Genomic DNA, 11,950 nt, shown 5'->3' on the forward strand with positions numbered 1-11,950 from the left:
TCGCACCTTTGATCGCACGTGAAACGCACAGGGGACCGTTAACGGCGTTAACGGTCCCCTGTGCGTCAGGGCGTGCGGGCCACTCAGGGCAGTCGGGCGACGAGGTGTTCCGTCAAGGCCGCGAGGTCCGCGGGAGAGAGCTCCCGTGCGAGGGCTGCGGCGAGCTCTTCCGGGGAGCCCGCGGGCAGCGTGAGGGTGGCCGTGCCGGCCACCCCCTCGACGTCCGCTGCCCGAACGGGCGGCTCGGCCGTCCGCGCGGACGGCTCCTCGGTCGGGCCGGAGGGCGTCTCGGGTGCCGGGCGGTCGGGCGTCCGGCCGTACCCGCCTGCGGACTGCTCGGTGTCGGCGGCGCCGTCGGGCCGGGCCTCGACGCCGCTGTCGGGTGCGGATCCCGCCCGGAGGTCCGGGGCGGGGCGGCTGCGCTGGCGCGGGGGAGTGTGGGCGCTCTCCTGGGCCGCCGCCTCCTGGGCCTCCTGCGGAAGCCGTCCGATGCGCCGGGCCGGCTCCACCTTCAGCTCACCCGTCTCGACCTTCTCCTGGAGGGTCGGGGTCAGGTTGAGCAGGGCGAGCCTCTGGGAGACCCAGGCCGGGGTCTTGCCCAGCCGCTTGGCCACCTTGGCCTGGGAGCCGTGGACGTCCACGAGCTCCTGGAGGGCCCGGGCCTGGTCCATCGGAGCGACGTCGGCCCGGTGGATGTTGGCGATCAGTGCGGACTCGAGGATGTCGGCGGCGCTCGCGGACAGGGCGTCGTTGACGTGGATGTGCATCGTCGTCAGCCCGGCGAGGCGGCCTGCGGCGAGGCGGCGGTTGCCGTCGATGACCACGAAGGGGGCACGGCCCAGCCCGTCGATCTGGCCCGGGTGGGCCTCCATGAAGGCCATGCGCGTGGCGACCGCGAGGGGCTGCAGCTGGCCCCGTACCCGCAGCGACTCGGCCAGCTCGTCGAGCTCCGTGAGTTCTTCGCGGAGGTTGAAGGGGTTGTGGGTGAGGGCTTCGATGGGCACCTCGGAGGGCGGGATGACACCCGAGGTCGGCGCTCCGGTGGCCTCGGCGATGGCCGCGCGGCGGGAACTGACGGTCACGGGCTGCGCGCGGGCGAAGGAGGCCGAGACGCCGAGCTTGTCTGCCTTGCTCATGAGATCTCCCGGGCGAGAGCGCGCAGGACGACGGCCTGGTCTCCCTTGGGTGCGTACACGAAGAGGGGCTGCTTGAGGCGGACCGCTTCCCGCTGCTCCTTGAGGTCGGGGACGATCGCCACGACCCGCGGATCCTTTATGTCCATCCAGGCCTGGAGGGAGGACGTCGCGATGTAGCCGCGGCGGCCGTCGTAGAGGTTGACCACGAGCCCGAGGTAGTCGATGTCGAGCGCGAGGTCGTCGCGCAGGTCGTTGATCTGCGAGGTGAGCAGGTCGTAGGCGTCGGCGGAGGAGTCCTCGGCCTGGACCACGATCAGGGCGCCGGAGGCGCCGGGCTCCTCGCCCGGGCGGCGGCGGCCGTAGTAGATGGCCGCGTCCATGCTCAGGCCCAGGCTCGGCGGGCAGTCGACGAGGATGACGTCGTACTCCGACTCCAGCGGGGAGAGGGCCCGTTCCAGGGCGGCCTCCCGGGCCCGGACGGTGGAGAGCCGCACGTCCAGCAGGAAGGCGTCCGTGCAGGACGGCAGGAGGTGGAGGCGGTCGCCGAAGCGCCCGTCGGGGATCGGTACGACGATGTCCTGGAGGGGGCCCTTGCCCTCGCCCGCCATGTGGCAGGTGAGGCTGTCGCCGCCGATGGGCATGGGCTGCTGGCCCAGCTGCTTCGTGAGGTGGCCCTGGGGGTCGAAGTCGACCAGCAGGACCCGCAGTCCCAAGCCCGGGAGGTCCTCGCGGTCCAGGGCCGGGTCGTCGTCGGCGAGCCGGGCCAGCTGGCGGGCGATGCGGACCGGGTACAGGGAGTTGGAGTCCTCGGCCAGGGCTTCTCCGGTGCCGGCGGTGATGGCGGTCTTGCCGACGCCGCCCTTCTGGTTGCACACGACGATGCGGCGGACCACGGACGGCCGCTGGACGGTGGGCGCCGGGTTCTTCTCGAGCCACAGCCGGACGGACTGGGCGAGGCCTTGGATGAGGGAGACTCCGCGGTCCTTGGCATCGGCCCGGAAGGCCTCCCACTGACCGGCGGGCAGCCAGGTGGAGAAGGACTCCGCGCCGGAGGTGTCGACGGGGGAGGGGGCGGAGGCGAGGGCGCTCCAGTCCGCGATGCCCTGGTGCACCGCATCCTGGATGTCGATGCGGAGTTGGGCGGTACGGATCTTCAACTCCTGACGGAGCCAGGGCGGCAGCTTCGAGACGACCTTGTCACGGTCGCTCGGGGAGGCGGGCGAAGTCATGAGAGGGACTTTACTAACGTCCCGGGGAGTTGAGGGACGTGACACGCAATCTTGCTAACAAAACGCTTGAGGAGTCTGGCGTTTTGGGATGGTTTGAGAGGTGCTGGCGGCGTTGACGCCTGGCCTGGAGGGCGGGTGAGGGCGCGTCAGCCGCCGCGCGAGGTGTTGGCCCGGCGGGCTGGGCCGCCTCGACCCGGCCCACCGCAGGGGGATCGTCGCGGATGCGTCCCGGCCGCCGCTCTGCTCTCCCGCGAGGCGGCGGCCGGTCGTTTTTCGGCCAATCGTTCGCCGTACTCGGACATCGTTCGACGCACCTGAGTACGTCGCACCTCAGTACGGCGTACATAGATACGGGAAGGCGTACACCTGTTCTTCGTACAGGAGCCCGCTCATGGGGGGATGGACGTCGTCGCGGTCGCTCGTGTGCTCGATCCCAGGGCCGGGCGGGGCACGGGCAAGGGCGTCGTCAGGACCCGGAGCGACTGAAGGGAACGCCCTCCGTAGAGCTCTGACCTGCGACGGGGCGGAAGCAGCGACCGAAGCGACCGAGACTGCGGGTTTTCGTACAACCGCTCGGGGCGGGCTCGACACGCGCTGCGGAGTCGCTTGAGTCGCTGCCAGCGACCGAAGGGGCTTCGGTCGCTGCAGGTCAGAGGCGCCGTTCGGGCGGTCCTGGGGGCCGGGAAGGGGCTCAGCGACTGAAGAAGAGCGACTGAAGCGGGGTTCAGTCGCTGTGAGTCGCTCAGAGAAAGCCCAGGTCAGACGGGGTGTGGCGGGTAAATAGCGACCGAAGCGACTCAAGGTCCGGGTATATGGAGTGCAACGCACGTGTGTGCGCGTGCGCCTGCGTGCGTCATATATTCAGTCGCTGAGTCGCTTCAGTCGCTGTTTGGGTTACGAAAACCGGTCTGACCTGCTGTTTTTTACAGCTACTGTGGGAGCGACTGAAGGAGCTTCAGTCGCTGGGTGCGGGTGCCTTCAGTCGCTGAGTCGCTGCGTGACCCTTGTGTCTCTGGTGGCTGCAGATGCTCTCTTCCTCAGATGACCTTCGCTAAGGTATGTCCGTCGTTGAGTCGCTTGGGTCGCTGACGGGGGATGGGCATGGCTTCTGAGCTGCGGGATTCGCGCAGCGACTCAGCGCACCCCCCGACTGGAATCCCGGGTTCCGGGTCTTGTCGTGACCAGGCGCGCCCGGCCGCCCGCACTCCTGGGCAGGCTCTGGCCACGGCTCGATGGTGCGCCAGCAAGGGCTGGCCCGTGCACCCGCTCTCGCCGGGCCGCAAGACGCCCGCCGGGAACTGCGAGGCCTGTCGGGCTCCCAGGCACACCTCCAAGGACTGCGCCTGCCTGCGGGCCGGTCGCTGGTGCCACGGGTTCCACGCGGCCACCCTGGACTTCGCCCGCATCGAGCAGTGGTGGGGCGCCCACCCCGGGCTCGGGGTCGGGATCTCCTGCGGGCCGGCCGGCCTCGTCGTGATCGACATCGACGCCCACGAGCAACCGCTGCCCAGCCGGGACCGCCTGCTGCCGGGCATCCCCGTGGCCGACAGCGTCGACCTGCAGGGCCTGGCCAACGGGTTCCACACGCTCGGCGTGCTGGCCGCGCTGCGGGGCGAGACGTCCCCGGCCGAGGACACCACCACGCTGCGCGTCCGCACGCCATCCAACGGCCTGCACGTCTGGTACCGGGCGAATCCCGGTCACCGCTGGCAGTGCTCGGCGGGGTCCTCCGGCTCCGCGCGCGCGCTCGCCTGGCAGGTCGACGTACGGGCCCACGGCGGCTACATCATCGCCCCGGGCACCGTGACCGACGCCGGGGTGTACGAGCCGGTGGGACCCGTCAGGGAGCCGGCGCCCCTGCCCCCGTGGCTCGCCAGGGAACTGGAGCGCACCGGGCACCTCCCGCCCGCGCACGTCCCCGCACCGCGCCCCGTCCCGCCGCGGGCCCAGCAGGCCGTCGTGGCCGCGGGCGGCGGCGGGCGCGGCATGGCGGGCCGGGTCCTGGGCGCCGTGCTGGCCGAGGTGGCGGCCTGCGCCGCCGTGCCCGAGGGCGCGGCGTTCTCCGAGAAGCTCAACCGGGCCGCCTACACCGCGGGCGGGCTGGTCGCCGCCGGGCTGCTGCACCCCTCCGAGGCGGAGCGCGCCCTGAGGGACGTGGCGGAACACGCCAGACCCGGTCAGGAACGGCGCTGCGGCGCGATCATCCGCAGCGGGCTGAGCGCGGGCTCCCACCGCCCGCTGACCCCGGGGGGCCGCCCGTGACCACGGACCGCCACAAGCGCCTCGCGGAGGCGCGGCTGGACGACTCCTACGACCGGCTCTTCGGTGCTGCCCTCGACAGGTCTCCGGACCGGTCGGAGAGGCCGGCGGACAGGTCGCTGGGCACGTCCGCGGGCACGCCCGCCTACCGGCCCGGGGACGGCGTCCTGGACGAGCCCTTCGACGAGGCCTTCGAAGGGCCCATGGACCATCCCTCCGTGGAGGGGGGCGCTGACGGGTCCACCGACCACGTTTTCGGTGCGGGCTCCCGTCCCGGAGCCGCTCGGACGTCCGGCCACGCGCCCCTCGACGGCGCCCCCGGCGGCTCCTACGGCGACGCGCCGTCCGGGGCCGGGGACGTGCTGGGCGGCGGCACGCTCGACGAGGACGAGCTGCCCGGCGACGGCCCGGCCACGGGCATGCTGCCGTTCGGCGACGGGACGTCGCGGTCCTTCGAGGAGGGGGCGACCGTGACGTGCGGCGAGGAGGCATCCGTGGGCTTCCCGGACGAGGTGTCGGACGGTGCCCCGGCAGGGGGCGGAGCCGTTCAGGAGGTGCTCGTCGACTTCGACCCGCAGGCCGTGGCCGCCCAGATCCTGGCCCAGACGGCCGCTGTGCCCGCTCAGGGCACCGCGGGGGGCTCCGGTGCGGTTTCGGTCGCGGTGCGGCCCGCGAGGGCCGCAGAAGGGCACACAGGGCCTCGGGGGGCCGGGGAGGTGACGGCGGACGGGCTCCTGCCCGACACGCTGACCGACCGGGGCAACGCCAAGCTGTTCGTCAAGCTCTACGCCAACGACTACCGGCACGTGCCGGGCCTGGGCTGGTACCGCTGGGACTCCACCCGCTGGCAGATCGACGAGGACGACACCATCCTGTGGGCCGCCGGCGACCTGGCGGAGTCCATCGCCACCCAGGACCCGCGCGGCCTCCACACGCCGGCGTCCCTCCAGCAGCACCGCCGCCGGGCGCTGAGCACCAGCGGCATCAACGCCATGCTCGTCCAGGCCAAGTCGGCCCCGGGCATGGTGCTGAACGCCGCACGCCTGGACGCCGACCCGTACGCCCTGTGCACGCCGGCCGGGATCGTCGACCTCCGCACCGGGCGGATCAGGCCCCCCGAGCCCACCAAGGACTTCCACTCGCGCTCCACCACGGCCCCGCCGCAGCCGATGCCGACCCCGCGCTGGAACCGGTTCCTGACCGACACCTTCGGGGACGACCCCGAAGGCACCGAGATGGTCGGGTTCCTGCAGCTGCTCCTCGGCTACTCGGTCACCGGTGACGTCGGCGCGCAGGTCATGCCCTTCCTGTTCGGTTCCGGCAAGAACGGCAAGTCCGTGCTGCTGGACGTACTGATCAAGCTGCTCGGCGACTACGCGGACGCCGCGCCGCCGGGCTTCCTGATGGCGCGGCCGTACGAGGGCCACCCGACCGACCTCGCCGAGCTGCACGGCCGCCGGGTCATCGTGTGCTCCGAGGTCAAGCCGGGCGACCGCTTCGACGAGGCGCGGGTCAAGCTGCTCACGGGCGGTGACCGGATCAAGGCCCGGCGGATGCGCCAGGACTTCTTCAGCTTCGAGCCCACGCACAAGCTCTGGCTGCTCGGCAACCACCGGCCCGAGGTGGGTACCGGCGGCTTCGCGTTCTGGCGGCGCATGCGCCTGATCCCGTTCGAACGGGTCGTCTCCGACGACCGTAAGATCGACAACCTGGCCGACATCCTCGTCACCGAGGAGGGTCCGGGCATCCTGAACTGGCTGATCGAGGGGGCGCGCCGCTACCTGGGCGGCGACAAGGACCTCAGCGGGCCCGAGCGCGTGCGGATCGCCACGACGGCGTACGCCGAGACGGAGGACCACACCGGCCGCTTCCTCGGGGAGTCGTGCCGGATCGAGCCGGATCTACGGGCGGAGCAGGCCCAGCTCTACGCGGCCTACCGGAGCTGGTGCCAGAATGAGGGCGCCCCGGCGATTTCCTCCCGGGCCTTCGCGGCACGTGTCCGCGAGGTGGTGGGACTGGAGTCTCCCAAGGAGATGATCCTGTCCAACCAGCGCAAGTACTACCCGGGCATCGGCCTGCTCGCGCACGAGGAGACAGCATGAGCGCCCTCATCGGCGAGGACGAGATCATCCACGAGACCGCCCTCGTCTGGCTCGAGGACATCAGCCGGCTCGACTACGTCCGGCAGAGCCTGGACCGGCTGCCGACCCGGCGGGGCAAACCCGCGTACCACCGGGACGGCCGGATGGTCGGCTACGCGCAGCTCGGGCCGGGTGCCAAGCCGTCCCGCTCGTCCGGGACCTTCCGGCGGCGGGTGTTCTGGCTGCTGCCGCACGACCGGGACACCGAGCCGGACGGACTGTACTCCACGGGGGCTCCGGCGGAGGCCGTGGACACGCGGACCCTGGCGCCCGGGCACAAGGGCCGCAAGACGGAGCGCTCCGAGGGCGGGCCGCTGCGGTCGGCGGTGGCCCGGCAGCTGCCCGCCTAGGGGCTCTCTGCTGTGAAGGTGCCGGTCCCGGCCGTTCGGTGAGGTCCGGGGCCCGCCCCGGTCGCCCCGGGCGGACCGTGCGATGTGCCGCGCCCGTCTCCGCGCTCCCCGCGCCCCCGCACAGGGCCGGCCACGACCTGCCTCTTCCTCCCACCTGAAAAAGAACAGGGCACCCGGTATATTTTCGGCTCCGCGGTGTGCCGCCGAGCGCTGTCAGGCGTGGCGGGGGCCGTCGGGGGGCGGGACCGCAGGGGGCGGTGGGGTCTGGGGGGAGGGGGCGCGATGCGCGCGGAAGTGGTGGTGGTCGGTGGGGGGCCCGTGGGTCTCCTGATCGCGACGGAACTCGCCGCGTACGGGGTCGACACGGTGGTCCTCGAGGCGCAGGGCGCGGTCTCGGAGCGGCCCAAGGCGACCACCCTGCACGCCCGGGCGGTGCAGTGCCTGGCGAGGCGGGGGCGCCTGCCCGGGGCGGGTGGCGGCGAGGGGTCGGTTCCGGCCCCCGAGCGGGCTTCGCAGGATCCGGGCCCGGTTTCGGCAGGTGCGGCGCCGTTCCACTTCGCCGGTATGCCGGGGCTCGTGGTCACGGCGCCGGCGACCGAGCCCGTCCCGATCCTGAAATGCCCCCAGGCCGACATGGAGCGGCACTTCGAGCGGCAGGCCCTGGAGGCCGGGGTGCGGGTGCTGCGCGGCCACCGGGTGACGGGCCTCGACGAGGGGCCGGACACGGTGGTCGTCACGGCCGTCGGGCCGTCGGGTCCGGTGCGCTGCACCGCGCGGTTCGTGGTGGGCGCGGACGGGGCCCGCAGCCTCGTCCGCGAGACGGCGGGCATCGCGTCCGACGCGTACCCCGCGACGGTGTCCGCGATCGCTGGCCGGGTCAGGGTCCTCGGTCCGGAAGCGGTCCGGCCGGGCTGGCACCGTACGCCGCGCGGCTGGATCGTGGCCAAGCCCGCCGCGGGCGGCGCGGTGCACGTGCGTGCCCTCGACCTCACCGGCCCGCCCGCCGACCGCCATCGGGAGCCGACCCTGGACGAGCTCCAGGGCACGGTGTCCCGGATCGTCGGGCGCGAGGTCCGGCTGGCGGAGCCGCGCTGGCTCACGCGGTTCAGCGACTTCACGCGGGTGGCCCGGACGTTCCGCTCGGGGCGGTTCCTGCTCGCGGGGGACGCGGCGCACGTGCACTTCCCGATCGGCGGACAGGGTCTGAGCACCGGTGTGCTCGACGCCGTCAACCTGGGCTGGAAGCTGGCGCTGACGGTGCGCGGTGAGGCGGGGCCCGGGCTGCTCGACTCCTACGACGGGGAGCGCCGGCCCGCGGCGCTGCGGGTGGTCGACAACACGCGGGCCCAGTTGGGGCTGATGAGGGCGGCACCGGAGGCGGACGCGGTGACGCGGGTGCTCGGCGCGGTGCTGGCGGCCCAGGGGGAGGGCGGCCCGCTGGCGGACATGGTCAGTGCGCAGGACACGGTGTACGAGCGGCGGGGCACGGGGTCGGCCGCCTTGGAAGGAACGTTTCTGCCGAACGTGGTGCTGCGGACCGGCTCGGGTCCGGCCGACCTGATCGGGCTGCTGGCGCAGGGACGGCCGCTGTTGCTGGTGTTCTCGGGTGCGGGGGGTCCGGCGTCCGGGACGGACTACGAGGAGCAGGCGCGGCCGTGGGCCGGCACGGTACGGGTGGTGCACGCGGAGGCGTCGGCCGAGGTGCCGTACGGGGCCGTGCTGGTGCGCCCGGACGGGTACGTGGCGTGGGCCGGCGGCGGCGCGGCCGGCCGGGGCGCCGATCCGGTGCCGGACCCGCTGGCGGGGGCGCTGTCGGCGTACTTCGGGGAGCGGGGTTCCGGCGGGCGGTAGGCGCCGGGCTTCGTGGGCGGTCGGGTGCTCCGGGCCCCGCGCACCCGTGCGGTGGTCGGTGCGACCGGGGCGGTCCGGAGCTCCGGCCCTGCGGGGACGGGGGCCGGGAGTCCGCCGCGGCCCCGCCCGGTCGTAACCCCGCCGGGGCCGGGGTTACGTGAGGGCTACCGCTTCGCTGTCGGGCAGATGGGCGGCGGCCTCGGCGAAGACCGCGGAGCCGCGGGACTCCGTGAGGTCCAGCGAGGCCAGGACCGACGGGACGACGATGCTCGGCAGCAGGTGCCGCAGGAGGGCGGCGACCCGGCGGGTCAGGTCCTGGTAGTCGTTGATGGCCTGGGACATGGACTGGATGCCGGCGAAGGCGCCGACGACGACGTCCGACGTCTCGGCGGGTACGACGTGGGGCAGCAGTTCGCCCTGGGACTGGGCCTGGGTGAGCAGGGTGTGGCCGACCTCGCCCCAGCGCAGGAAGGGGCCGCTGCGGTCGAGGCCGGGCTGCTGGTCCATGGAGAGCCGGACGCCCGCGCGTACGAGGGGGTCGGTCTGCAGCCGGTAGGCGTGCAGCATCACGATGTCGACCATCTCCTGTACCTTCGACTGGCGCTCGGGCACCAGGAGGCGCTGGTCCTGCTCGGCGAGTACTCCTTGGGCCAGGTCCTCCTTGGACTGGAAGTGGAAGTACAGGGCGCCTTTGGTCACGCCGGCGGTGGCGAGGATCTCGGCGATCGTCGCGGCCCGGTAGCCGCGTTCTTCGAAGACCTTGGCGGCCGCCGTGAGGATGGCGCGCCGGGTACGGATGGCCCGGACTTGCTCGGCCATGGTGTCTCTCCTCCCCTCCGTCGGGTGTGCGTGTGTCCGAAGTGGACAGTGTCATTAAGAAACCGTCCAGTCTGTATCTTACAGTGGCGGACGACCTCGCACAGCCCTCGGAAATATGGGAAGGGTTCGGCCCTTCATCCGTTCAAAGGGGATTTCGGTGATCTTGGGTGGGATCCGTCCCGCTCCGCCCGCGGGCGGAGCGGGACAGACCGGCTCAGTCACGGTACGCGCGCGCCGTCACGTTCCCGGTGAAGGAGAGTCTGCCCTCCTGGTGGCACGTGACCAGGACCTTGGGGTCGGCCCCGCGGGTCTGCTGCGGCAGGCGGCAGGCGGTCACCTGGCAGGGGCTGTTCAGTTCGACGTACCGGTGGAACTGCCCGGAGATCGACAGCGGCATGAGGGAGGACCGGCCGAGCGCGCCGGCCGCGGCCTGGCGGGCGGCCTCCATCAGGAGCATGCCCGGCACGTGGTCGACCGGGTGGTCGAAGAGCACCGGGTGGCGGGTGTCCACACGCAGCTGCCAGGTGTCGCGCTCCCCGACGGGCGAGAGCACGACGTCCTTGGGGGACATCCGGCCCACGCTCTGGGGAGCGGCCGGGGCGATGAGGGCGGGTTGGCCGGCCGCGTCGCTGAGCGGCCGGGACGCGCGTATCCGCTCGTAGACGGGCCTGGTGAGGCAGCTGAACGAGCCTCCGCCGGTGGCCACGACGTGCCCGTCGCGCCGGATCACGGTCTCGACCCGCAGACTGGCCAGCGCGCCGCGGTGGCGCTTGACCGTCGTGCAGGTGAGGGCGATGTCGACCGAGGCGGGGGAGTGGCCGACGGCCAGGTGCTCGGGGTGCACGGCGACACGGATGTCGTGCACGAGGAACTGGCGGTCGAGCGGGACCCCGAATTCGACGTGGGCGACGAGGGTGCCGGCCTGGCGGATGGTTTCCGCCACCATCAGCGGGTCGTGCCGGCTGTCCTCCACCGGGGTGAAGAAGCTGTGGCTGCGGGGCCACTGGGCGGTGAGGGCGATATGGGTGTCGTCCTCGCGCCGCCAGTCGGTGAGCATGACTTCGGCGACCGAGGCCCGATGCACGAATTCCTTGGGAACGGTCGTGGTCAGGTTGAGGTGCCGGAGGTCTGTGGTGCGTACGACGCCGAACGTGCTCGCAGTCATTGGCTTCCTCTGGGTCGCTGTAGCGAGATGGAACGGAACAATTCCGACGGGGTGGCCCGGCGGCCAAAACATACATACCAACCGGTTTAACCTCCACCGGAACCAGAACCTCCTCCTGGGGAACTTGCGGACTCCCTGATTCCGGCCCGGCGACCCTCCTCGCCCGTGCGGCCTTGTCCCAGGTCGGAGGGGGTGGGTGGATGCGGGGGGCCGGGCGGCAGATCCAGCCAGATCTCAAGCGGGGCAACAGCGGTCCTTGAGGTGCGTGGCGGACGGTGGGGGACCAGGCCGGAGGAGGGGCGAATGGTTGAAATCGACACCGCGGGGCCCACGTTCCGAGTGGAGCGCGGGAGCGCCAGCGACGAGGAACTGGCGGCGGTCACCGTCGTGTTGTGCTCCCTGCTGGCCGGGCGGGACGGGGAAGCCGGCGACGACGAGTCGCCCGACGCTCCGCTGTGGCGGCCCGAGCGGCCCAGTGCGGGCTACCGCTCTCCGTACAGCTGGCGTTAGAACGCGCCTGGTTCACCTGATGGCTGATTCGTGTGCGCGCCAAGCCGCACCACGTAAACCGCATGTGCGGTTTGTTAGGGTGGGTTGTCGATCGGGCCGCACCTTGAGAGGGAGGGACGTGTCGTGACGATAACGAATGACATTCCTCGGGCCTCTGTGGAGGCGGCGGACGCTCACGGGCGTGTGGCCGAGCTGCACGCGGTCCGTGCGCAGGCGGTCAGCGGCCCGAGCGAGAGGGCCACCGAGGCGCAGCACGCCAAGGGCAAGCTGACCGCGCGCGAGCGCATCGAGCTGCTGCTCGACCCGGGGTCGTTCAGTGAGGTGGAGCAGCTGCGCCGGCACCGGGCGACCGGTTTCGGGCTGGAGGACAGGCGGCCGTACACCGACGGTGTCATCACCGGTTGGGGCACGGTCGAGGGCCGCACGGTCTTCGTGTACGCGCACGACTTCCGGATCTTCGGTGGCGCGCTGGGTGAGGCCCACGCGACGA

At 72.4% G+C, this 11,950-nt stretch carries 10 protein-coding genes; 6 read left to right on the forward strand and 4 right to left on the reverse strand.

Annotation, left to right across the window (positions count from 1 at the left end; genetic code table 11):
- Positions 1 to 83 precede the first annotated feature (83 nt).
- Both IF43_RS0132930 and IF43_RS0132935 read right to left on the reverse strand, forming a co-directional pair.
- Entirely contained in the window at positions 84 to 1,136 is a 1,053-nt protein-coding gene (locus IF43_RS0132930) for a ParB/RepB/Spo0J family partition protein (RefSeq protein WP_030209593.1), read from the reverse strand.
- Complete coding sequence (locus tag IF43_RS0132935) at positions 1,133 to 2,365, reverse strand: ParA family protein (protein ID WP_030209596.1); 1,233 nt, start codon at positions 2,363 to 2,365, stop codon at positions 1,133 to 1,135. Before IF43_RS0132935 ends, IF43_RS0132930 begins: the two co-directional genes overlap by 4 nt.
- A gap of 1,101 nt (positions 2,366 to 3,466) precedes the next feature.
- Between IF43_RS0132935 and IF43_RS0132945 the strand changes: the two genes are divergently transcribed.
- The 4 genes from IF43_RS0132945 (at position 3,467) to IF43_RS0132960 (ending at position 8,966) form a co-directional block, all read left to right on the forward strand.
- Positions 3,467 to 4,627 carry a bifunctional DNA primase/polymerase gene (locus IF43_RS0132945; RefSeq protein WP_078910641.1) on the forward strand — a complete coding sequence of 387 codons (1,161 nt, stop codon included), beginning with the start codon at positions 3,467 to 3,469 and terminating at the stop codon, positions 4,625 to 4,627.
- A 713-nt stretch (positions 4,628 to 5,340) separates the two neighbouring features.
- Positions 5,341 to 6,726, forward strand: coding sequence for a phage/plasmid primase, P4 family (locus IF43_RS0132950; RefSeq protein ID WP_234332619.1), 1,386 nt, complete (start codon positions 5,341 to 5,343; stop codon positions 6,724 to 6,726).
- Positions 6,723 to 7,115: a DUF6009 family protein gene (locus tag IF43_RS0132955; protein ID WP_030209603.1), complete on the forward strand. Its 393-nt coding sequence runs from the start codon at positions 6,723 to 6,725 to the stop codon at positions 7,113 to 7,115. The genes IF43_RS0132950 and IF43_RS0132955 overlap by 4 nt, the downstream gene beginning before the upstream one ends.
- A gap of 282 nt (positions 7,116 to 7,397) precedes the next feature.
- Positions 7,398 to 8,966 carry an FAD-dependent monooxygenase gene (locus IF43_RS0132960; protein WP_051796676.1) on the forward strand — a complete coding sequence of 523 codons (1,569 nt, stop codon included), beginning with the start codon at positions 7,398 to 7,400 and terminating at the stop codon, positions 8,964 to 8,966.
- Positions 8,967 to 9,119: 153 nt separating this feature from the next.
- Here the strand turns inward: IF43_RS0132960 and IF43_RS0132965 are convergent, their stop codons facing one another.
- Positions 9,120 to 9,785, reverse strand: a complete 666-nt coding sequence (locus tag IF43_RS0132965) for a ScbR family autoregulator-binding transcription factor (protein ID WP_030209607.1) — start codon at positions 9,783 to 9,785, stop codon at positions 9,120 to 9,122.
- Between the two features lie 214 nt (positions 9,786 to 9,999).
- The gene (locus IF43_RS0132970; protein ID WP_063753438.1) at positions 10,000 to 10,950 is read right to left on the reverse strand and encodes a ScbA/BarX family gamma-butyrolactone biosynthesis protein; all 951 of its coding nucleotides are present in this window, start codon (positions 10,948 to 10,950) and stop codon (positions 10,000 to 10,002) included.
- Between the two features lie 303 nt (positions 10,951 to 11,253).
- On the opposite strand from IF43_RS0132970, the gene IF43_RS0132975 reads away from it, so the two are divergent.
- Entirely contained in the window at positions 11,254 to 11,460 is a 207-nt protein-coding gene (locus IF43_RS0132975) for an acyl-CoA carboxylase subunit epsilon (RefSeq protein ID WP_030209612.1), read from the forward strand.
- A gap of 129 nt (positions 11,461 to 11,589) precedes the next feature.
- A partial coding sequence (locus IF43_RS0132980; RefSeq protein ID WP_324605145.1) for a carboxyl transferase domain-containing protein occupies positions 11,590 to 11,950 on the forward strand: 361 nt, incomplete at its 3' end.

The organism is Streptomyces sp. NRRL S-87 (assembly GCF_000719335.1).
Classification (GTDB): Bacteria; Actinomycetota; Actinomycetes; order Streptomycetales; family Streptomycetaceae; genus Streptomyces.

What these genes read in the sequence shown, in the direction of transcription:
- IF43_RS0132930 (WP_030209593.1), bottom strand. Translation starts at nt 1,136, where the DNA reads ATGAGCAAGGCAGACAAGCTCGGCGTCTCGGCCTCCTTCGCCCGCGCG.
- IF43_RS0132935 (WP_030209596.1), bottom strand. Translation starts at nt 2,365, where the DNA reads ATGACTTCGCCCGCCTCCCCGAGCGACCGTGACAAGGTCGTCTCGAAG.
- IF43_RS0132945 (WP_078910641.1), top strand. Translation starts at nt 3,467, where the DNA reads ATGGCTTCTGAGCTGCGGGATTCGCGCAGCGACTCAGCGCACCCCCCG.
- IF43_RS0132955 (WP_030209603.1), top strand. Translation starts at nt 6,723, where the DNA reads ATGAGCGCCCTCATCGGCGAGGACGAGATCATCCACGAGACCGCCCTC.
- IF43_RS0132960 (WP_051796676.1), top strand. Translation starts at nt 7,398, where the DNA reads ATGCGCGCGGAAGTGGTGGTGGTCGGTGGGGGGCCCGTGGGTCTCCTG.
- IF43_RS0132965 (WP_030209607.1), bottom strand. Translation starts at nt 9,785, where the DNA reads ATGGCCGAGCAAGTCCGGGCCATCCGTACCCGGCGCGCCATCCTCACG.
- IF43_RS0132970 (WP_063753438.1), bottom strand. Translation starts at nt 10,950, where the DNA reads ATGACTGCGAGCACGTTCGGCGTCGTACGCACCACAGACCTCCGGCAC.
- IF43_RS0132975 (WP_030209612.1), top strand. Translation starts at nt 11,254, where the DNA reads ATGGTTGAAATCGACACCGCGGGGCCCACGTTCCGAGTGGAGCGCGGG.